This is a genomic window from Phyllobacterium sp. 1468 (genome assembly GCF_031455525.1).
Classification (GTDB): domain Bacteria; phylum Pseudomonadota; class Alphaproteobacteria; order Rhizobiales; family Rhizobiaceae; genus Phyllobacterium.
Map to the genome: position 1 here is coordinate 183,339 of NZ_JAVDSX010000004.1, position 21,145 is coordinate 204,483.

19 protein-coding genes and 1 pseudogene are annotated in these 21,145 nt (G+C 58.1%); 9 read left to right on the plus strand and 11 right to left on the minus strand.

Annotation, left to right across the window (positions count from 1 at the left end):
* Positions 1-80: 80 nt before the first annotated feature.
* Positions 81-2,147 (minus strand): transcriptional regulator, encoded by a 2,067-nt coding sequence (locus J2X72_RS12875; RefSeq protein WP_405044704.1) that lies wholly within the window; start codon positions 2,145-2,147, stop codon positions 81-83.
* 99 nt (positions 2,148-2,246) lie between these two features.
* Here J2X72_RS12875 and J2X72_RS12880 point away from each other — a divergent pair, with 99 nt between their 5' ends.
* Together J2X72_RS12880 and J2X72_RS12885 are read left to right on the plus strand one after the other, a co-directional pair.
* Positions 2,247-3,335 (plus strand): pyridoxal-phosphate dependent enzyme, encoded by a 1,089-nt coding sequence (locus tag J2X72_RS12880; RefSeq protein WP_310072492.1) that lies wholly within the window; start codon positions 2,247-2,249, stop codon positions 3,333-3,335.
* A gap of 13 nt (positions 3,336-3,348) precedes the next feature.
* Complete coding sequence (locus J2X72_RS12885) at positions 3,349-4,827, plus strand: aspartate aminotransferase family protein (RefSeq protein ID WP_310072494.1); 1,479 nt, start codon at positions 3,349-3,351, stop codon at positions 4,825-4,827.
* 4 nt (positions 4,828-4,831) lie between these two features.
* Here the strand turns inward: J2X72_RS12885 and J2X72_RS12890 are convergent, their stop codons facing one another.
* Genes J2X72_RS12890 through J2X72_RS12900 form a run of 3 tightly spaced genes read right to left on the minus strand, consistent with a single transcriptional unit; the run spans position 4,832 to position 8,112 of the window.
* Positions 4,832-5,482 carry an Isoquinoline 1-oxidoreductase subunit gene (locus J2X72_RS12890; RefSeq protein ID WP_310072497.1) on the minus strand — a complete coding sequence of 217 codons (651 nt, stop codon included), beginning with the start codon at positions 5,480-5,482 and terminating at the stop codon, positions 4,832-4,834.
* Between the two features lie 11 nt (positions 5,483-5,493).
* Positions 5,494-7,650: a xanthine dehydrogenase family protein molybdopterin-binding subunit gene (locus J2X72_RS12895; protein WP_310072499.1), complete on the minus strand. Its 2,157-nt coding sequence runs from the start codon at positions 7,648-7,650 to the stop codon at positions 5,494-5,496.
* A 3-nt stretch (positions 7,651-7,653) separates the two neighbouring features.
* Positions 7,654-8,112, minus strand: coding sequence for a (2Fe-2S)-binding protein (locus J2X72_RS12900; RefSeq protein ID WP_210001910.1), 459 nt, complete (start codon positions 8,110-8,112; stop codon positions 7,654-7,656).
* A 244-nt stretch (positions 8,113-8,356) separates the two neighbouring features.
* On the opposite strand from J2X72_RS12900, the gene J2X72_RS12905 reads away from it, so the two are divergent.
* Positions 8,357-9,268 (plus strand): alpha/beta hydrolase, encoded by a 912-nt coding sequence (locus tag J2X72_RS12905; RefSeq protein WP_310072502.1) that lies wholly within the window; start codon positions 8,357-8,359, stop codon positions 9,266-9,268.
* Positions 9,269-9,414: 146 nt separating this feature from the next.
* A complete protein-coding gene (locus J2X72_RS12910; RefSeq protein ID WP_310072504.1) occupies positions 9,415-10,227 on the plus strand; it encodes a methyltransferase domain-containing protein in 813 nt (270 codons plus the stop codon).
* Between the two features lie 14 nt (positions 10,228-10,241).
* Here the strand turns inward: J2X72_RS12910 and J2X72_RS12915 are convergent, their stop codons facing one another.
* A complete protein-coding gene (locus tag J2X72_RS12915; protein ID WP_210001916.1) occupies positions 10,242-10,394 on the minus strand; it encodes a hypothetical protein in 153 nt (50 codons plus the stop codon).
* A 285-nt stretch (positions 10,395-10,679) separates the two neighbouring features.
* Here J2X72_RS12915 and J2X72_RS12920 point away from each other — a divergent pair, with 285 nt between their 5' ends.
* The 3 genes from J2X72_RS12920 (at position 10,680) to J2X72_RS12930 (ending at position 13,887) form a co-directional block, all read left to right on the plus strand.
* Positions 10,680-12,620: an adenylate/guanylate cyclase domain-containing protein gene (locus J2X72_RS12920; protein ID WP_310072507.1), complete on the plus strand. Its 1,941-nt coding sequence runs from the start codon at positions 10,680-10,682 to the stop codon at positions 12,618-12,620.
* A 185-nt stretch (positions 12,621-12,805) separates the two neighbouring features.
* A complete protein-coding gene (locus tag J2X72_RS12925) occupies positions 12,806-12,949 on the plus strand; it encodes a hypothetical protein (RefSeq protein WP_310072508.1) in 144 nt (47 codons plus the stop codon).
* A gap of 434 nt (positions 12,950-13,383) precedes the next feature.
* Positions 13,384-13,887, plus strand: coding sequence for a DUF2380 domain-containing protein (locus J2X72_RS12930; protein ID WP_310072510.1), 504 nt, complete (start codon positions 13,384-13,386; stop codon positions 13,885-13,887).
* A 12-nt stretch (positions 13,888-13,899) separates the two neighbouring features.
* On the opposite strand, the gene J2X72_RS12935 is transcribed toward J2X72_RS12930, so the two are convergent.
* The 6 genes and pseudogenes from J2X72_RS12935 to J2X72_RS12960 form a co-directional block, all read right to left on the minus strand.
* Positions 13,900-14,229: a hypothetical protein gene (locus J2X72_RS12935; protein ID WP_210001920.1), complete on the minus strand. Its 330-nt coding sequence runs from the start codon at positions 14,227-14,229 to the stop codon at positions 13,900-13,902.
* Positions 14,230-14,567: 338 nt separating this feature from the next.
* A pseudogene (locus J2X72_RS12940) lies at positions 14,568-15,398 on the minus strand (tyrosine-type recombinase/integrase); the annotation flags it as partial.
* A 428-nt stretch (positions 15,399-15,826) separates the two neighbouring features.
* On the minus strand, positions 15,827-16,864 hold the full coding sequence (locus tag J2X72_RS12945; protein WP_310072515.1) for a porin: 1,038 nt from the start codon (positions 16,862-16,864) through the stop codon (positions 15,827-15,829).
* 175 nt (positions 16,865-17,039) lie between these two features.
* Entirely contained in the window at positions 17,040-18,062 is a 1,023-nt protein-coding gene (locus J2X72_RS12950) for a porin (protein WP_310072517.1), read from the minus strand.
* 99 nt (positions 18,063-18,161) lie between these two features.
* Entirely contained in the window at positions 18,162-18,491 is a 330-nt protein-coding gene (locus J2X72_RS12955; RefSeq protein ID WP_310072519.1) for a multidrug efflux SMR transporter, read from the minus strand.
* A gap of 83 nt (positions 18,492-18,574) precedes the next feature.
* Positions 18,575-18,901: a hypothetical protein gene (locus J2X72_RS12960; RefSeq protein WP_310072521.1), complete on the minus strand. Its 327-nt coding sequence runs from the start codon at positions 18,899-18,901 to the stop codon at positions 18,575-18,577.
* Between J2X72_RS12960 and J2X72_RS12965 the strand changes: the two genes are divergently transcribed.
* Both J2X72_RS12965 and J2X72_RS12970 read left to right on the plus strand, forming a co-directional pair.
* Positions 18,894-20,009, plus strand: a complete 1,116-nt coding sequence (locus J2X72_RS12965; protein WP_210001934.1) for a porin — start codon at positions 18,894-18,896, stop codon at positions 20,007-20,009. The genes J2X72_RS12960 and J2X72_RS12965 overlap by 8 nt on opposite strands.
* A gap of 316 nt (positions 20,010-20,325) precedes the next feature.
* Positions 20,326-20,991, plus strand: a complete 666-nt coding sequence (locus tag J2X72_RS12970; RefSeq protein WP_210001938.1) for a BON domain-containing protein — start codon at positions 20,326-20,328, stop codon at positions 20,989-20,991.
* Positions 20,992-21,145: the final 154 nt, after the last annotated feature.

The window sequence follows — 21,145 nt, forward strand, 5'->3', positions numbered from 1 at the left end:
GCCTACCCTGAATGACGGCATGTTGAAATTCAAGTCATGGCAGGACGTGGATTTCGGCCCAGATTGATGGAGTTTACGACCTAGCCTAGTCCGATACGTTTTGCGCCCTGCCTGAAGACAGCCTCGGTGTCGGGTGTGAACTGGAATGTCGCAAGAAAATCATCGACGCAGTACTGGGGTAGTGTCTTGCGTATGGAAGCGGCAAAGCCCTTCGCTTCGTCGATCCGCCCGGCCAGTGCCAGGCAATGTGCGGCGATGGAGAGAATGATGGCATGGGCATTGGGCCGCGCCGCTGCTCTCAGTGCCCATTGCGCCGCTTCCTCGAATTGACCGAGACGGACATGGGCCATGGCGCGCGCACCCAGCATACCGAACAACAGCGGATCGACGGGGCTCAAATGCCGTGAATGGTCGGACGATCCGATCGCCGCTGCCGGATCGCCGGACTGCGACTGGACGAACGACAGCGCGTAATGGCCGAGTGCGAAATTCGGGCTGAGTTCCACAGCTCGTTCAAGCTCGACGAGCGATTCATCCTGCCGATGCCGCAGCCACAGGGCCCGGCCCATGGCCCAGTGTGCTGCCGGATTGTTGTCGTCGACAATAAGGCTCTGGCCAGCCGCAGCGTAGGCCTGGTCACTTTCTTTCGTGTAATCGCCCCAGCGTTGAAAGGCGTTCTGCCAATGGGTGAACGACAGGCCCGCATGCGCTCTGGCAAAGGTTGGATCGAGCTTAACAGCCACCCCGAAAAAGTGTTGCGCAAGCTCGTTCTCCTGCCGTGTAAACCGGTACATGTGCCAGAGACCGCGATGATAGGCCTCCCAGGCATTCAATGAGCTTGGCGATTTAAGGATCGCGCGGTTGCGCTCGGCCAGTTCGATTTCGCTGGAGATTGCCGAAACGATCCTGTTGCCGATTTCGTCAAGCACGAGGAATGTGTCATCAAGCTTATGATCGAAGACTTCCGCCCACACGATGCGCGCGGTTCGCACCTCGACAAGCTCCGCGCGCACTAGAATGCGGTTTTGCTGGTACCGCACGCTGCCGCTGGCCACGTAATCCACGTTCAGGCGACGGCCAGCGTCTTCGGGACCAATATTTCGCTCTGCAAGGGCAAAAACAGAACCGCGTGCGATCACAAAGACGCTTTTCAGCCGGGCGAGGCGGGTGATGATGTCGTGCGTCAGGCCGTCTGCAAGCCCGCCCCGGATCAGCTCGCTGTTTGTCTCCAGCACAAACGGCATGACCGCAAGTGACGCGTGATGGTTTGCACCGGCAATAGGGGTCGTTGGTGAGATCAAATCGATGCGCGGGGTGGCGGGAATATGGATGTGTTCCGCAGTTTTGGTTGGTCGCCCGTTCTTGATGGCGGGCCATGCCTCACGTACCGGCGTGAAATCCAGTCCCTCCGCTTCGAACAACCGCGCCGCAGTTGCAAGATGTTCTTCGCATTCCACGATCTGACCGCACTCAGCAAGCGTTGCCAGCAATGCCAGATGCGCGCGCTTGTCAAATGGCGCGAGCCCAACCCATGCATTCAGAATGGATGATATCTCGTCCGAATCTGCCTGGAGTTTCTTGGCCAGATGTTCAAGTACGGCAGCGTGGCAGGAGCGGAACCGGCGCCGTTGAGCGATCAGCCAGTGGTTGAAATGCGGGCTGCGATCGATCTCAAGCCCTTCGAGAAAATCGCCGGCGAAGTGCCGGGAAAGTTCGCGCAACCGCGGTAGGTCGAGCGTCTCGATCCCTTCTTCCGCAGCCGAGGCAACATGCAGGGCATCGACGAAACAGCCGCCGAGATCGAGCCGGATCGTGTCGTCGGTGGTTTCAATTCGTTGGTGGCCCGGTTCGTTGAGGACACCTCGTAGCTTGCTGAGACTCCAGCGCAATTCGCCGCGCGGATCGTTGGGCACATCCCAGAGGAGATCGCAGAGGCGGCTGCGTCCGACGGCATGCGGCGTCAGCGCCAGATAAGCGAAAAGAGCGCGCACCTTGCGTGACGCGGGAAGTTCCAGCGGGACACCGTTCTGGGCGATTGACAGGGGACCAAGCATCCGCACGCAAACGCCGGCAGCATGGCCGGTCAACGCTATCAATGCAGATTCCACGTGCGTTTCCACGCTTGTTCCCACGATACCCCCACGCATTTGTTCTATCATGGAAATCGAAAAGTTGCATCCGGCGCCCTACGTGCCGGGTGCGGCTTGCGCAATTTGCGCAAAAAACAACCATAGGGGAAAAGGATCATGACAACGCAAGCAACAATCAGAACGACGAATGGGCGAGGGCGCCTTTTCGACAGCATTCTCGACACGGTCGGCGATACACCGGTGATCAGGATCAATAATCTCGCTCCCGATCATGTCAAAATCTATGTGAAGGCCGAGTTCTTCAATCCGGCTTCGTCGGTCAAGGACAGGCTGGCGCTCAACATCATCGAAGAGGCCGAGCGCAACGGCACCTTGAAGCCGGGTCAGACCGTTGTCGAGGCCACCAGCGGCAATACGGGGATCGGCCTTGCCATGGTCTGCGCGCAGAAGGGCTACCCGCTGGTCGTGACAATGGCGGATAGTTTCTCGATCGAGCGGCGCAAGCTCATGCGTATGCTGGGAGCCAAGGTCGTGCTGACGCCCCGCGCGCAAAAGGGGTTTGGCATGTACCGGAAGGCCGTGGAACTTGCCGAGATGAACGGCTGGTTCCTCGCACGCCAGTTCGAAACGGATGCCAATGCCGATATCCATGAAGCGACGACTGCCCGCGAGATCATCAATGATTTTACCGGATCACGGCTCGATTATTTCGTCACCGGCTATGGAACCGGCGGCACTGTCGCTGGCGTTGGCCGTGTCTTGCGCCGGGAGCGCCCGGAAACGCGGATCGTTCTCAGTGAACCGGCCAATGCGCAACTGCTCGGTAGCGGCAAGGCGCAGGAACGGGGCGCGGGCAACGCGCCGGCTGCCAGCCATCCTGCCTTCGAACCACATCCAATCCAGGGCTGGACGCCGGATTTCATTCCGTTCGTGCTGCAGGAAGCCATCGACGACAGCTTCTACGATCAAGTCGTGCCGATTCCCGGACCGGAAGGGATCAAATGGGCGCGGGCTCTGGCGCAAAAAGAGGGCATTTTCACCGGCATTTCCGGCGGTGCGACCTTTGCCGTCGCGCACAGCATCGCCGAAACGGCGCCCGCGGGTTCCGTGATCCTGTGCATGCTTCCCGATACGGGCGAGCGCTACATGACAACGCCGCTCTTCGAGGGGATCGAGGCCGATATGGATGAAGAGGAAACCGCACTTTCGCGCTCGACCCCCGGCTACCAGTTCGCCGCGGAATGACCGGAGGTCTGAAATGGACACATCGCTCAAGCCGGTAGCAAGGAACGCAGAAGAAACGCTCGATCCGGAGGACTGGGCGAGCGTCCAGTCTTTGTCGCATCAGGTCATCGACGATGCGGTCGGTTACTTGCGCAATGTTCGGGAGCGTCCGGTCTGGCAGGACATGCCAGAGGAGGTCAGGGCCTCCTTCGCCGCTCCCTTGCCCCAATCGCCGGCACCACTTGCCGAAGTCTATCGCGAGGTCACGGATACGGTGATGTCCTATCCCATGGGCAACATTCATCCGCGTTTCTGGTCGTGGTACATGGGCTCGAGCAACTTTACCGGGGCTTTGGGCGATTTTCTGGCCGCCATTCAGGGCTCTAACCTTGGCGGCGGCAATCATGCCGCCGCGCTCATGGATCAACAGGTGGTCAACTGGTGCAAAGAGATGCTGGGCTTGCCAGCCTCGGCCAGCGGCACGTTGGTCAGCGGCGGCTCGATGGCCAATATCATCGGCCTGACTGTGGCGCGCAACGCCAGGGCTGGCATTGACGTGCGCGAGCAGGGCGTCGCTGCGATCGAAAAGCCCTTGCGTTTCTATGGTTCGGATCAGCTCCACAGCTGTCACCGCAAGGCGATGGAATCGCTCGGCCTCGGCAACCACGCGCTCCGGCGCATCGGCACCGACGATGAGTTGCGCATTGACCTTTCCGCCTTGCGCGCGGCAATCGCGGAAGATCGTGCAGCAGGTTTTCGGCCTGCCTGCGTGATCGGAACCGCAGGCACCGTCAACACCGGCGCCTTCGATGATCTGCAGGGTCTGGCGACCCTGGCAGCGGAGGAGGGACTTTGGTTCCATGTCGATGGTTGCATTGGCGCACTCATCGCCATTGCACCCGAAAACCGGTGGCGCGTTGCCGGCATAGAGCGCGCGGACTCCGTCGCACTCGATCCGCATAAGTGGCTGCACGCTCCCTTCGAGGTCGGCTGCGCGCTGGTCCGCGATGCGGCTGCGCACCGCGAGACATTTGCGGTGACGCCGGAATATCTGGAGATGACGTCGCGCGGCCTCGCATCGGCCAATTGGCTGCACGAATATGGCTTGCAGACCTCTCGCGGGTTCCGCGCGCTGAAAGTCTGGATGTCGCTGAAGGAACACGGTGTTCAAAAATTCGGGCGTCTCATCGACCAGAACATCCGGCAGGGCCACTATCTCAATAGTCTGGTCGAAGCCGAGCCGCTGCTTGAGCTGGTCGCAATCACCAACATCAACATCGTCTGCTATCGCTATCGTCCTGAAGGGTTTTCCGGCGAACGGCTCAAGGCGCTCAACACCGAGATCATGCTGAGATTGCAGGAAGAAGGGACGGCTTCCATTTCAGACACAACCGTTCATGGCGAACACTGCCTGCGTGTCGCAATCAACAACCATCGCACCCGCCAAGGCGATCTCGACCTGTTGATACGCGAAACATTGCGCCTGGGAGTCGAGATCGCCAGCAGAAGCTGACGCCTTATGAAGGGCAGGCGGCGCCGGTCGCGACCCAGGCCTTGATCAGTTCGCCGAAGGCTTCCTGCGTTCCTGGTACCGGCTCCCTGCCATCGCCCGGATGCCAGCCCCAGCCGACGAGGTCGTCATGCGCTATATGCTCGACGATCTCGTCCAGATTCTTGCCGCCATTGCGCTGCGGATCCTTGATCTGGTTGCAGATGGCGCCGAGAGACTTGCCCTCCCAGGCCATTTCGATAGGGGCCAGGTGCCAGTTCGGATTGCCGGGAATGCTCTTGATCGTCTCGGATTGCCCGATGATCTTGACGTTTTCGGGCCCATGACAGGTGTTGCACTGCATTCCGGGCATGCCCATGCCGCCTTCACCGCGCGACACCGGGGGTTGGTGCGGATGCATGGACATATCCTGCAGCGGCCTGTCGCTTGCCGGATGACAATTGACACACCGCGGATGCTCGATGACCTTGCCGGCTTCCTCGAAAAGCGCAACCGATCGCTGCTTCTCATCGGTAATCGACTGGAACGACGATGCGGGTTTGAGCTCCTCCTTCGCCACGGCCGGCTTGTCCTGGGCGAGGGAAATACTCGAGATGGCAAGCCCGCCATTGACCGCAAGACACACTGCGAGCGAGATGTAAGCGATGTTCCTTTTCATCCTGCGTCCCCTCAAGCCGAAAGCACGTTGACGATCGGCAGCTGCCGGACGGGATTATTGGTCAGTCGCCGCCATGCATTGGCAACCGCGGGGCCGACCGGGGGCACACCCGGTTCGCCGACACCGGTCGGTTTTTCGGTTGACGGAATGATCGCGACTTCGATTGCCGGCATCTCGTTGATGCGCAATGACCGGTAGTCGTGGAAGTTGGATTGGACGATCTTGCCGCCGTCTCCAAGCGTGATCGCATCGAACAGGACCGCGCCGAGACCGTAGCCAATGCCGCCTTCCATCTGCGCCGCGATGACATTGGGATTGACCGCAACGCCGCAATCGACCGCACACCATACCTTGTGCACGCGGGGCGCGCCGTCCTCACCCAGGGAAATCTCGACGATCTGCGCGACATAGCTGTCGAAGCTCTTGACGATAGCAACGCCGCGCTGGCGTCCATCAGGCGCTGGCGAACCCCAATTGGCCATTTCGGCGACCTTCTTGAGCGTTCCCATATGCCGGGGCTCTTTGCTCAAAAGCGCCAGCCGGCCCTCGACCGGATCCTTGCCGACCTTCTGCAGCAATTCGTCGACGAAAGTCTCGACCGCGAAGCCCGTATGCGTATGCCCGACCGAGCGCCACCAGAGCGGCGGCACCTCGAGCGTGGTATTGTGCGCGATGACGCGAAGGTTCGGGATCGTGTACGGCAGGTCCGAAGCGCCTTCGACCGACGTGGAATCGAGGTCGGCCTTGCCCATGATCGACTGGCCGACGATTGTCTGGTCCCAGCCGACGATCTGGCCATCGGCATCCATCGCCCCGCGCATCTTGTGCACATACATCGGACGATAATAACCGCCGCGAATGTCGTCCTCGCGCGTCCACATGTGCTTCATCGGACGTGTGCCATCGGTGGCTGCAAAAACACCAGCGGCTTCCTGCATATAGGGCGAGCCGAACTGTGCCTTGCGGCCGAAGCTGCCGCCGGTGATCTGCGTGTTCAGCCGGACCTTCGCGGGATCGAGGTTCAAGACCTTTGCAGCGGTTTTATGGTCCATGCCGGGGAATTGCGCGCCGTTATAGACATCGACCGATCCATCGGCTCTCTTGATGAATACCGCATCAAGCGGCTCCATGGGCGCATGCGCGAGGAACGGAAAAACAATCGTGGCTTCGAGCGATTGTACGCCCTGGCCGCTGAATGCCTTGTCGACATCGCCATTATGCGTGGCCTGGAGACCCTTTTCTCCGAACATTTTGGTGTAGTCCGCCGTCAACTGGTCACTTGATCGGGTTTCGGCCTTCGAGAGATCCCATTCGACCTTCAAGGCGGCGCGGCCCTTCAGTGCGGCAAAGGTGTTGTCGGCATAGACGGCGACGCCTTGCGGTACCTGTTTGACATCGACAACGCCCGGCACCTTGCGCGCCTCGCCGTCGTCGAAGGATTTGACCGTCGCACCGAAATGCGCGGGGTGCTCCACGACAGCATAGAGCATGTTCTCGGCAGTTATATCGAGCGTATACACGGCTGTGCCATTGGTCTTGCTGAGCGTATCGAGCTTTGGAAGTTCCTGCCCGATTAGCACGAAATCCTTCGGGTCCTTCAGTGTCGGTTCGGCAGGAGGTGTCTGCGTCGCCGCCTTGGCGGCCAGTGCGCCGAAGCCGCTTTCCTTGCCGGAGGCTGCGTGCTTGATCCGGCCTTTCGAGACAGTGATCTCGCTTGCCGGAACGTTCCATTCCGCCGCCGCGGCGGATACCAGCATGGCGCGGGCGGTGGCGCCCGCCTTGCGGAGCTGCTCGTAGGAATTGGCGATGGAGGTCGAGCCGCCCGTGCCTTGAAGCCCAAAGGCAAGGTTGGCATAGACCTTGTCGTCCGCCGGCGAATGCACCGCCCGCATCTGGCTCCAGTCCGCGTCGAGCTCTTCAGCGACGATGGTTGCTAGCCCGGTGAATGGGCCTTGGCCGAATTCGATATGTTTCGACAGGACGGTGACCGTGTCATCGGCGCCGATCTTGACGAAGGCGTTCATCGGCGAAAGCGTCTCCGCGCCGCCGGCCGGGACACCTTCGAGCGCCTGAGCGGAAAACACTTTTGGCGCGAGCGTGAAGCCGATGACGAGCCCTGCACCTGCGAGGAAGGACCGGCGCGTAGCCGTGATGTTGTGAATGGTCATGGCTCAGCCCTCCATCGTGTCGGCAGCGTTATGGATCGCCTGCCGGATACGGTGGTAGGTGGCGCATCGACAGATATTGCCTGCCATCGCGCCGTCGATATCATCATCGGTCGGCTTGGGCGTCGTTTGCAGAAGCGCCACCGCGGACATGATCTGCCCGGATTGACAGTATCCGCATTGCGGCACGTCGATTGCAACCCAGGCTTTGTGAATGGCGTCGGCCTCCTTGCCTTCGATACCTTCGATCGTGATGATATCCGATCCTTCGACCGTCGATATCGGTGTGATGCAACTGCGGCGCGTGGTGCCATCCATGTGCACCGTGCAGGCGCCGCATTGGGCAATGCCGCAGCCGTATTTCGTGCCCGTGAGTTTCTCGAAATCGCGAATGACCCAAAGCAAGGGGGTCTCGGGATCCCCGTCGAAAGTCCGTTCTTGTCCGTTGAGTTTGAAGGTGATCATGTTCGTGTCCCGCATCTGGCTGCGCACGTGGGGCGTGCTGGCTTGAGTTGGTCTGTCCTGAGCGTCCAGGCTGGATCGAACATGGTAGGCGTCCGGCGGGGGGTCAAGACACTTTTCTGCTATCAGAACCGGAAAGCACCTCGCCAGCCCCGAAATAATTTTCGCAAGGCTGTCGGGTGCTCTGGCTACTGTTCGTCATAACTGCATTGGCACACATAAGTTCCCATTGTCCGAGGAGACGAACATGAAAATTCTTTCAAGCCTCATCGCTGTTGCGGCGGTTGCATTGATCGTAACGTCGGCCCACGCCGATCCCGCGGCAAAAAGCGGGCACGTCGAAGCTGGCGGCATTGACTACTATTATGAAATACAGGGCGAAGGGACCGGCACACCGCTGCTCCTGCTGCATGGAGGCCTTGGATCCACCGGTATGTTCCAGCCTATCATGCCGCGCCTCGTCCAGGGTCGGCAGGTTATCGCCGTCGACCTGCAAGGCCATGGCCGCACCGAGCTTGGCAATCGCCCGATGAGCCTTGAAGCGATGGGTGACGACATGGCGACGCTCCTGAAGTCGCTTGGCTACGACAAGGCCGACGTCCTTGGCTATTCCTTCGGCGGCGGCGTGGCGTTCCGGCTGGCCGTGCAGCATCCCGAAATGGTCGGTCGCGTGGCGCTGGTATCGGCAGGCTATGCGCAGGACGGATTCTATCCCGAAATGATCAAGATGCAGGGCGCGGTGGGTGCGGGCATGGCCGACATGATGAAGGAGACGCCCATGTACAAATCCTATGTTGCCGTCGCCCCGAAACCCGAGGACTTCCCCCGGCTCCTTGACGCGATGGGCGATTTGATGCGCAAGCCCTATGACTACTCCACCGACGTCGCGAAACTGAAGATGCCGGTAATGCTGGTGTTTGCCGATAGCGACATGTACCGCCCCGAACATGAAATCAAATTCTACCAGCTGCTTGGCGGCGGCCTCAGAGATGCGGGCTGGATGCGCGAGACCATGTCGCAAAACCGCCTCGCCATCATCCCGAACCGCACGCACTACGACATTTTCTTTGCCCCGGCGATGGCAGAGACCGTCATGCCGTTTCTCGACAGGCAGGACAAGGTGAAGAGCTGGGACGATCTGGTGAATGCGGCCAATTGAGGCAAGGTTCGTGGCGCTTGGCCGGGCAGGGATCGCCGTCCCTGTCCGGCCATTTTTTTCGCTTTCAGTTCACCCCGAACCGACGCTTCCGCAGCGGCTTGCAGAAGCATATGATATCCAGCTGGGTGGACAGCGGGAGACAGCCTATGGTGGCGACCGACAAAATCTTCGCGGGTGCAATTCCGGAAATTTATGACCGGCTCATTGTGCCGATGATCTTTGAGCCCTATGCGCAGGATCTCGCCGACCGGGTGGCCAGGTTCAAGCCGCAAACCGTGCTGGAGATCGCCGCCGGCACCGGTGTCCTGACGCGGGCCATGGCTTCCCGGCTCAACGCGGAAACACGGATCGTTGCATCGGATCTCAACCAACCGATGCTTGATCGTGCACGTTCGAGGCAGTCCGACGACCGTCGCATCGTCTGGCAGCAAGCGGACGCTCTCGCGCTTCCCTTCGATCCGCAGATGTTCGACGCCGTAGCGTGTCAATTCGGTGTCATGTTCTACCCGGACAAGGTCCGGGGACATAAGGAAGCCTATCGCGTCCTGAAGCCCGGCGGGGGCTATTTTTTCAACGTTTGGGACAGGCTCGACACCAGTGATTTCACTCAGGCCGTGACGAGCGCGCTGGAAGAATTGTTTCCCGACGACCCACCTCGTTTCATGGCAAGAACACCACATGGTTATTGGGATCAGAAGGTGATCCGCGACGAACTGTCGGCTGCGGGTTTCAGGTCGATCGCCATGGAAAAACGCGACAAGACCAGCCGTGCGGATTCAGCGCGCGATGCCGCGATCGCGTTTTGCCAGGGAACACCGCTGCGCAACGAGATCGAAGCCCGCTCGCCATCCGGTCTTGAGGAGGCAACAGAACATGTGACACAGGTTTTGGCCCAGCGGTTTGGAAGCGGCGCCATCGAGGGCCGTATCAGCGCCCACATTGTCGCCGCCGTCCGCTAGAGCAAATTTTTGCTCTAGCGTGCAACAACAGGCTGCACTTCGAAATTGTGCCGGGTATTGCCGATCGTCAGAACTGTTCCCCACAACACAAACAAGACGGCTGCCAATAACACTCCCATGACGAGGAAGTCCCGAAGTTCCAAAGGTTCAATGTCGCGATTCCGCATATCACTGGTCCCCGATTCGTTTCTGTGTATTGTGCGGAAACCACTATTTCTCCTCAATAAATCGTCACCTCACTAAAATTAATTAGGGCGTGTATTCATTTACTCCAGGTGCGATGACCTAGACGACCTCCGCTTTACTATCGATCAGCGGTTGATCCATTGTATCGAGCGTCGGGTGATGTTCTTTTTCGGCCGGCAATGGTATTTACCTTCTCGCCCGGCTCTCGCCCACAATGCTGATTGATACCGCAGAGGCGTTCCGTGCTAAGGCCGGGGGGCGTTGCGATGCAGATCAGGGGTAGCAAAAACAAAGGTGCCCTTTCGGCGTGGGCTGTGCCCTTGCGGCTGCATCTGAGTGTCGTGATCCTCGGGCTGCTGGCCTGCATTTCGCTACCCCTCATTTGGATGACCTATGCGCAGGGCAAGTTTACGGCTCTTTCGGCCGGCAAAGCCGAGATGGGCCAACTCGGGCTTCGCGCGATAGAGGATTACCGCAACGTGTTCAACAGTGGCTATGCGGGAGTGGTGACCGCCTCTGTCGTGCCGGAGATGCTTACCGCACCGCCAGGAGATCTGAAGGCAAAGCACGACTTCCTGCTCAAAGTCCTGCAGTCGACATTCCGTATCGACAGCGTCTATGCAGGCTATCCCGACGGTAGTTTCGTGCAGGCTGTCGACGTGACCGCAAATCCGGAATGGCGCACCAATTTGGATGCCTCCAAGGAGACGGCATTTGCCGTCCGCGTGATTACCGAGGTAGGCGGTGGGCAAAGTACTCTCTGGACGTTTTACGACAAGGATGGACGTCAGCTTTTTCGGCGTTCTGATCGCGATGATATGTTCGATCCGCGTATTCGGCCATGGTACATCGCAGCTGTCGACAACGGCAAGGCGGTCTCGGTCGGACCTTACGTCTCGGCCGCCACCAACTCCATGACGATAACGCTCGCGATGCCCGCGGGGGAAGGCAATCGCGTCGTGATCGGAGCGGACGTGCTGCTGCTTACCCTCGGGGAAACGGTCGATGTCAGTGCGCTTTCCAAAGGGGCGCACGGCTACGTTTTTGACCGGAACGGTCGCGTGCTCGTCCACTCCGACAAGACTGTCATGAATGAAATCCGCGGGCAGCTTCGGCGGGGACGGGAGCTCTCGGTTGCCGACCTTGCAAAAGCCGATCCTGCCATTCCGGCAATCGCAACTCTACTAACCTCGGGCGGGGGGCCTGCGACTGGCGATGTGGTCCGTTTTCCGGTGAACGGACGTGAATACCTGGCGCAGTTCTTTAGCGAGGACGTCGCCGGGCTGGTCGGCGGTTATACGGTGGTCATATCGGCCCCGCTCGACGAACTTGTGGCGTCCGTCGAGCGCACGCTGAAGCGCAACCTGGCGATTGCCGCAGCTTTCCTTGCCGCAGGCGTGCTGGCCGCGCTCGTCATATCCCGGCTGATCAGTAAATCACTCTTTGCGCTCGCCGACGAAGCCAGGCACATCGGTGAACTCGAATTCGGCGAAAGCCGCAGCGCACATTCCTTCATATCCGAGGTCAATGCGCTGGCAAAGGCCCTGAGTTCGGCGCGCACCGCCATCAAGACGTTCTCGCTCTACGTGCCGCGGGAGCTTGTGCGCAGGATCGTCATTGCAGGTCAATCGGCTGTCGGCTCGGCAGCACGGCAAGACATCACGGTCCTCTTCACCGACATACAAGACTTCACTACCATTTCCGAGCAGCGCTCACCGGAAGAAGTCGTCGCTCTGCTCTCGAGCTATTTTGAAGCACTCAACGGGATTATCGAACGTCACGGTGGGACGATTGTTCAGTATATAGGCGACTCCATTCTGGCCATGTGGAACGCGCCCGTTCCCGATGATCGGCATGTGGAGCATGCTTGTCACTGCGCCTTGGCGATGAAGGCTGCGATCGACACGATGAATGCCGCCAATTGCGCGGATGGTCGTCCCGAGCTTATCACGCGCTTTGGTCTGCACACCGGACCGGCTGTGGTAGGCAGCGTGGGTGCAGAGACACGCCGGCAGTACACGCCCATTGGAGACACCGTGAACATCGCCTCGCGTCTCGAGGGGCTCAACCGGCAGTATGGAACGTCGATCCTCGTCAGCGGCGCAGTCCGCGATGCGGTTGGCACAATGTTTAATCTTGTCCCGATCGAGATTGTCAGCGTCAAGGGACGAACCGGACAGACAGAACTTTTTGAACTTAGGCCATAGGGCCAATCCTGGTTGCGTGGCAGCCCGGGCTGTTTCAATTGCCGCCAGCAAGACCGCAGGTCTTTATAAGATTTTGATATTTCCGAACCAAAGCTCCAATCGATTTCATATGCCGTTCCGGCTATTTTGCGAATGTCTCCGCAAGGGGGCTCGTTGCTGGCCGGACTTCAGATGAACCGGTCGGAATGATCATCGGACAAAAGGCCTGCGCGGGTTCGACGCCGGTCCATTCGCATTTGGAGGTTACAGTTATGCGTGATCTTTCTATTCTGCTCGCCGTCGCTGTCGTCCTGATCCTGGCGTTCCAGACACAGCGCAAACATCGCTAGACGATCCAAGGCTTCATGGTTTGAGCCGTGCCATGCGGGCATCGACGCCCGGCTGAGCCCTGTCCCTCAACTTATGAGGCGGGGCCTCGTTTATTTACCTGCTGGCAGAAAATTATGAGCAGAGTTGGCAGATACCCACGGCGATCGAGACAGCAAAGCCGAAGATGAGCAAATGGCACCACATTGGCGTGGTGTAATGCATGATGTTGTCGTCTTCTTCATCGTCGTGCATGAATGCCCTCTTGACGTTAAGCCGTCCCTTATCAATTCAATGTGAACGTGGGATGTCAAGAGGCAAGGGGTGTTGCCGGCCGCCGCGTTGCCATCGAATTGGACATCGTTGCGGTTTCGATTATCCTTCCTCCCGTCGCTCGCGGGGAACATTCCATCGTCTCCGTGGTTGGTGATCTGGGCACCGAGAAAAGGATGATGAAATGACAGTCCGTGCCTCGTTCGCGGCGGTGGCGCTCGGTGCCATTGCCGCTATTTCACCGGTGCATGCCGAGCCCGCAGTGCCGGTTGCGGTGGCAAATTTCGACTTTCTCGACACGTCCGGTGAACCTGTGGATCAGAGCGAAGCGCACAAGCGCAGGTTGAAGGCGCTCTCCGATTTTCTGCGCGACCAGTTGGCTGCCAGCGGCAAGCTCGAACTTGTGACGCTTCCTTGCGAGGCGTCCCAATGTACGGCGGCAGACCCAGGTTTCGAACCGCTTGCCCGGCAGGCCAAGCAGGCTGGCGCACGTTTTGTCGTTATCGGTGCCGTCGAAAAGACCAGCACGTTGATTGGCTGGGTCAAATATTCCGTGCTCAACGTCGAGGATCAGCGCGCGATTTGCGGGGAATTGATCACCTACCGCGGTGATACGGACGAATCCTGGCGCCATGCCGCGAAGTTTTCGGCGGGACAGATCGTCAATCGCTGCCAATTCGGCGGATGAGGCTCGCTCGTCTCAGTTGTATGCGAGTTTCGGAGCAGGTGCCGCGTTGGCATGTGACTGCTTGTGCCGAAGCTCCGCAACCTTGAGCTCGGCCGCAGCCGCGAGGTCCGAGAATATCCCGTCGAGCGCATCGGCAGCTTCATGCAGCGCATCGACAAGGTCGACCGCACCGATCTCCCTAGCCAACATTCGCATTTCTTCTGCGTGATTTTCCAGAAAGATGTGCAGCCGTGTTGCCTGATCCAGCGTCAGGCCTTCATAGGCGAGAAACCTCGGTATCTTTTCGCTCAGCTGCCCCGCGAGTTCGTTTTTCTCGCGAAGTATATCCAACCATTGTGCCATTCAAGGTCTCCGGTGTGCCGCTTGAAATCCTTACAGATGAGCGGCGCAACGTCAATTAATCGTCGAGGTTAGATTTCTATAATGCAGATGTATTATGTGACTAAATCAGAAATAAGTTGATATCGGCGCAGTTTTTCTTGGAAAGGGCTCCTAGGGCACGAAAGTACTTTGCCTATTAACAGATCTTAAGCCTGTGAGCCCGCCGGGTTGACTGCGTGTCACCGGGGGGGACCCTGGACGTTTCCTCGGCCCTTGAAAAAAACGGGGTTCACCTTCCGCATGCCGCTGGACCCATGGACCCCAATAAGCTTGCAGGGGCTGGATATTCTTCATTCATCTCAATGGCGTTCGAGTACAGCCACGCAGCTATCGAGGTCATTGGTGGCAAGGTGCGCGTAGCGCATCGTCATCGACAGGGTCTGATGGCCGAGCCAGATCTGTACGCGCCTGATATCGATGCCGCCGCGAACCAGGCGTGAAGCGCAGGTATGGCGCAGAATATGCGGGACCACCTGATCGTCCGTCCCAAGTCCGACTTCCGCCTTGGCTTCGTTCCAGATCGCGCGAAAACGCACTTGCGTGTGCATGGCGAAGGGACCCTTCAACCGGCCATGCGGGATCTGGACGACCTCCTTCACCCGGGCGGTCAAAGGAACCGTGCGGCTGCGGCCGGATTTCGTCAGCCAGAAGGTCGAGCGCGAGTCCTGCAGGTCGTTCCAGTTGAGGCCGATTGCCTCGCCAAGCCGGCAACCCGTATCGACCAGGAAGATGCTCAACCTGTAGCTGTCTTCGCAACGCCTGCGGATCGCCGAGAAAAGCCGCTGTTCCTCTTCGGCTTCAAGGAAGCGGATACGTCCCTGCCGCTCCTTTTGCCGCCGGAACTCCGGCAGATTGTAAATGTCGCCCATCTTGCACGCCTTCCGCAGCAGCTTGCTCAAGGCAGCCATCTTTCGATTGATGGTTGCATTGCTATTGCCGCGCTCGCGTAGCGTGCCGATCACAGAATCGAGCATTTCCTGCGTGAAAACGCTGAAACGCTCGCCGCCCAATATTTCAGAGATTTCTCCAAGGAAAGACCGGACATTGGTTTTGTGCGAACCTTCATCCCAGAGAATACTGATATATTGCGCCGTCAGATTATTGAGAGAATACTCCTTGACCAATCGTTTGATCCCATGGTCCGCCGAAGCATAGCTGAGATCGTACTGGAACCGGACCGGAAACGCCGTTTCGGGCGGGGAGGGAGTGACACCCAAGATCGTCATAATGATTGCGCTCTAATCGATAAAACAAACATCGGAAAAATATCAGACGAGTTGTACCCGTCTTTTCCGAAAGCGCAATCCAGAAATCCATGCCACTTTAGGCTAATAGACTTCCGTTTGATAAAACCATCACCGGCTTCATCAAGGTCCAACCTTGCTGGTTGTTGTCCAAACATGTCACCATCTCCTCGGTCCACGACCGGTTTAAAAATCCTCTCTCGTTAATGTCTGTGCGTTGCTCTACGAACGCTGAAAATTGAATGGTGAATATGGTTTGAAGGGAAGGCCAACGCCGGAAAAAACCCGGCGTTGGTTGTTTAGTTGACCAATGATCAGAAGTTGCGCTGGAAGCGGACGATGCCCTGGAAGGCATCATCCTTGGCGCCGGGCGTACGGGCCTGGCGAGCATCATCAAACTTGGTATAGTTGAGTTCAGGCGTGATAACGAAACCGGGAACCAGGGTGTAAGCCACGTTCAAAGCAGCAGCGATTGTGCCTTCGTCTTCATAGCCGACCTGTGCGTTGACTGTTGCCTTATCTGTGACTTTGGCGGCGATACCGCCCCAGACAACGTAATCGCCATTCCAGGTGCCGTAGAAGTCCTTGCGGTTATTGGACTTGTAGCCGCCCATGACCCACGCCGAGACAGAATCTGTGAGGGTTACGTCCAGACGAGCCTTGCCGGCCCATTCCTCGGCCTTGGAGTCGTAACCGACGACACCGCTGATCGAACCCCAGCTCTGTTTGAATTTCGCGCCACCAAGAATGTGCGGAACATAGTCATCGATCAGGTAAGTGCCCTTACCCTGTTCCGCACCAATGAATGCCGAGAAACCGTTATCGGCAGAATAGGTATAGCTGATCTGGTTGGTGACGTAGCTGCCTTCGGCGATGACGTCATCGGAGATGATGCCGCTGCCGAGATAGCCGGTCCAGGATGTGAACTGCGAGTCGGCAGCGCCGACACGGAAGCCGCCAAGTTCGATGGTCGCCTGATTCAGATCGACCGTTTCCTTGTCTGCACCATTGTTGAAATTGTAGCGAAGTTCCGCGAAGGAACGCAATGTGCCGAGTTCTGTTTCCGAGCGGGCATCGAAGCGAGTAACTGCGCGGGCGCGCCAGTCATAGGTGTCGCGCTCGGCCCCCGTGTATGCATCGTCACCGGCATGAATTTCCGCACGGAGATAGCCGCCGACCTTCAGGCAGGTTTCGGTGCCGGGGATATAGAAGAAGCCGGCACCATATGCATCGCAGATGCGAACATATTCGACGGGTTCTGGTTCGGCGGCGACGACGGCGTCTGCAGCGCGTGCCCCTGATACTGCAACCAGTGCTGCAGCGGAGCCGAGAAGTAGGCTCTTGATGTTCATTTCTAATCTCCAATCAAATAAAAAATGGGTTTGGGCGTTTCAAAATTTGGTGGGTGGACAGGTCTTCTCGACCGGACCCCTGCATTGCAAACAACGAGCGTCGAATTGGCTTGTTGAGGGACAAAAAACCAATGCCGGAACGCCCGGCATTGGTTTGTGTCAGCCAATCAAGGAATTAGAAGTTGCGCTGGAAGCGGAGGATGCCGCCGAATGCGTCATCGGCACCGGCCGCGCGCGCACCGTCGAACTTGGTGTAGTTGATTTCCGGCGTGATCGTGAAACCAGGAACCAGCTCGTAAGCCACGTTCAAAGCAGCGGCGATTGTGCCTTCGTCTTCATAGCCAAGCTGTGCATTGACTGTTGCGGTCTCCGTAACCTTGGCGGAAATACCGCCCCAGACGGCGTAATCGCCATTCCAGGTACCGTAGAAATCGGTTCCGTCGTTGGATTTGTATCCGCCCAGAACCCAGGCTGAAATCGTGTCGCTGAATTTGACATCGAGGCGGAGCTTACCAGCCCATTCTTCCGCTTTGGAGTCGTAGCCGACGACGCCCGAGACCGCGCCCCAACCTTGTTCGAATTTCGCACCGCCAACGATGTGCGGAAGATAGTCATTGATCAGATTGTCGCCATTGCCCTGTTCTGCACCGACAAACGCCGAGAAACCATTGCCGCCAGTGAACGTATAGCTGATCTGGTTGGTGACATAGTTGCCTTCAGCGATCACGTCGTCATTGATGATATCGCCGAGATAACCGGTCCAGCTCGTGAACTGCGAGTCAGCTGCGCCGACCCGGAAACCGCCGAGTTCGATGGTTGCCTGGTTCAGATCGACCGTTTCCGCGTCCGCGCCATTCTTAAAGTTGTAGCGAAGCTCGGCAAAAGACTTCAACGTACCGAGTTCGGTTTCCGAACGGGCGTCAAAACGGAGAAGCGCACGTGCACGCCAGTCATAGGTGTCGCGCTCGGCGCCGGTATACACGTCGTCACCGCCCTGGATGTCGGCGCGCACATAGCCGCTGATCTTCAGGCAGGTTTCGGTGCCGGGGATATAAAAGAAGCCCGAGCCATACGCGTCGCACACCTTCACGTATTCGACGGGCTCTGGTTCGGCGACGACGACTGCGTCTGCAGCGTGAGCGCCTGATACTGCAACGAGAGCTGCAGCGGAGCCGATTAGAAGGCTCTTGATGTTCATTTCTGACCTCCAGTCAAGATTCGACCGGAGGCTCCTGGGAAATGGATGGCTGGCGCACCAATTGGGCAGCAGATACTGACCCTAAAGCCTTGAAAGGCCCTAGTGCCCGACTGAGCTGGAGAAGAGATTGACGATGAGCACGCCGGCAACGATCAGGATCAACCCGATAATCGCAGCAATATCCAGCGATTGCTTGAACCAGAACCAGCCAACAGCGGCGATCAACACGATTCCCGCACCCGACCAGATCGCATAGACAACGCCGACGGGCATGGTTTTGAGCAATATCGAGAGCAGGTAGAACGCCGCTCCGTAGCCGGCAATGCAAACCAGCGATGGCCAAAGCCTGCTGAATCCATCCGCCTGCTTGAGGGCGGAAGTGGCCACGACTTCGCAGACTATGGCGATAAGGAGGTAGAGATATGTCATGTCAAATCACCATTCAGGGAGAGCGGAAAATCGTTGATTCGATTCAGCGATTGGCCGGCAACGCCGCCGTAATGGCCGATTCTTCAGGTGTTTGCAGTTCCAATCCCGCCATGAGCCGACAAGATTTTATTAAAAACCGGGTTACCAATATTAATGAGGGGTAAAGATATTGGAGGAGCCGAGGCGATTTCGTGGCTTTTGTGCAACAGCGGCTTGGCATAGAGCCCTAACAGGGTGCCGATGGGGACATTCATGGTTGAAACCCCGGCGCTGGCGAGTATGGTCTGTCGGGAGGAAGGGCGTTCATCGCATTTCTTCTTGGACTTAGGGGATGGGGACAGGTTGTCCTTCAGCCAAATTGGAATGCCCAGACCCATTTTTAACTTTGACTGGAGGTCAGAAATGAACATCAAGAGCCTTCTAATCGGCTCCGCTGCAGCTCTCGTTGCAGTATCAGGGGCACGCGCTGCAGACGCAGTCGTTGTCGCTGAACCAGAGCCCGTCGAATACGTTCGCGTTTGCGACGCATACGGCGCTGGCTTCTTCTACATTCCGGGGACCGAAACCTGCCTGAAGATCAGCGGTTACGTTCGTTACGACGCTGCTGGTGGTGACAATGTCTATGACGGCACCAACGTTGGCGCCAAGGACAACGAAACCTGGTACAAGCGCACTCGTGCAGAAGTTCGTTTCGACGCTCGTTCGGAAACCGAACTCGGCACCCTGCGTTCGTACATCCAGGGCCGTTTCCAGTACACCAACGGTGTTGATGACGGCGGTTCGTTGCCACAGGCATGGATCGAACTCGGCGGCTTCCGCATCGGTACTGCTGACGAACTCTTCGGTTCGTGGACAGATTATGCCGGCGCGATCATCAACGACGACGTGATCAACTACCAGTCCGGCCAGAGCAACCAGGTCAGCTACACCTTCGTTGGCGGCAATGGTTTCTCCGCTATGATCGGTGCTGAACAGGGTCAGGACGATGTTACCGGCCTCGGCGGCAACTATGTCATCGAAGACTACATGCCACACGTTCTTGCTGGTGCGAAGTTCACACAGGGTTGGGGCGGCGTTTCGGCTGTTGTCGGTTACGACTCCAACGTTGAAGAATTCGCTGGCAAGATCCGTTTGGACGTGAAGTTCAACGAAATGTTCTCTGCTTGGATCATGGGCGGCTATCAGTCCGGTTATGACAACGACTTCGATCCGGTCACGGGCGCAGTTGATCTCGACAGCCGTAACTGGTTCGGTACATGGGAAGGCGATTGGGCAGCTTGGGGCGGCTTTGCTGTCAAGGCTACCGACAAGGCAACCATCAACGCGCAGGCTGCTTGGGAAGACGAGGGCACATACGCTTTCGCTCTTAACGTAGCGTACGAGCTGGTTCCTGGCTTCACGATCACGCCGGAAATCAACTACACCAAGTTTGACGGTGCTCGTCTGGCCGCTTCCGAATTCAACGGCGGTAATGACGATGCATTCGGCGGCATCATCCGCTTCCAGCGCAACTTCTAATCCTTCTCGGATTGGTTGATTTGGACCCGGCAGCGCAAGCTGCCGGGTTTTCTTTTGCCCGAAATCTGGTGCTCTGCAATGTTTATGGCTCGCGGACATACCGCTGTGTTGAAATGGCCATAAATAGCGGGCAGACATATTTTCGGGTGAGAGCCCGTTAGGAAAATCGCCGCGGCGAAACATATGACGTGGTTTTCGCGAACCGGAGCTGAAGCGTACCTATTGTACGCGAGTATCGGAAGCGCAGAAGATCGTGTCAGGTGAGCGCCGCTGCAGAGTTCCAGAACGGGCTCCAAGACAGGAAAGTATTGACTGTATGCAGACGATCAAAAGCTGGTTCTGGCCGGGCGTTATCACCATTGCGCTGCTGACGGCCTTGGCTGTGTGGTTTTTGACAGATCCGATCGACCGTGAGCTCACAGAGGCCGCCAACAATGCGCTTGAGGCCGGCAATCCATGGGCAAGCGCCGAAATCGATGGCCGCGATCTGGTCCTCAAGGGAATTGCACCATCCGAGGAAGCGCTCGCGGACGCGCTGAAAATTGTGAGTGCGACGAGGGGCGTTCGGGTCGTCGACAACCAGGCGACACTTTTGCCCCTCGCTGTTCCGTTTTCCTTCGCGGTCACCAAATCCGATGAAGGTATTCTGCTTTCGGGCAACGTTCCCTATGGCGATTCCCGCGCCAAGATCCTTGCCGCCGCCGAAAGTGCCATGCCTGGCATCGAAATTCTCGATGAAATGGCCGTGGCGCGCGGCGCACCGCAAGGTTTCTTCGATCTTGTCGATTTCGCGCTGGCGCAAGCGGCGCAATTGACCAATGGCGAAGTGGAAATTTCGGGTGAAACCTACAACATCAGGGGTACCGCTGCCAATTCGAATGGCTATGATAGCCTGAATGCTGCTCTGCAGACGGCGCTTCCGGGCAATGGAAAGCCGGGCGAGGTGAAATTGGAAGTGCCGGCCAGCGCCAGCAACAATTAGCCAGCAGCCATTGGCCAGCAGCCATTGGGAGGACAACGGCATGTGGTACTTGATCAGCGAACTCTGGCTCTTTCTTCTGATTGCCGCTCTTGTCGGTTTCTATGTCGGCTGGTCGACCCAGGCCTGACTTCTGCGCGAAGGTGGGATAACGAAT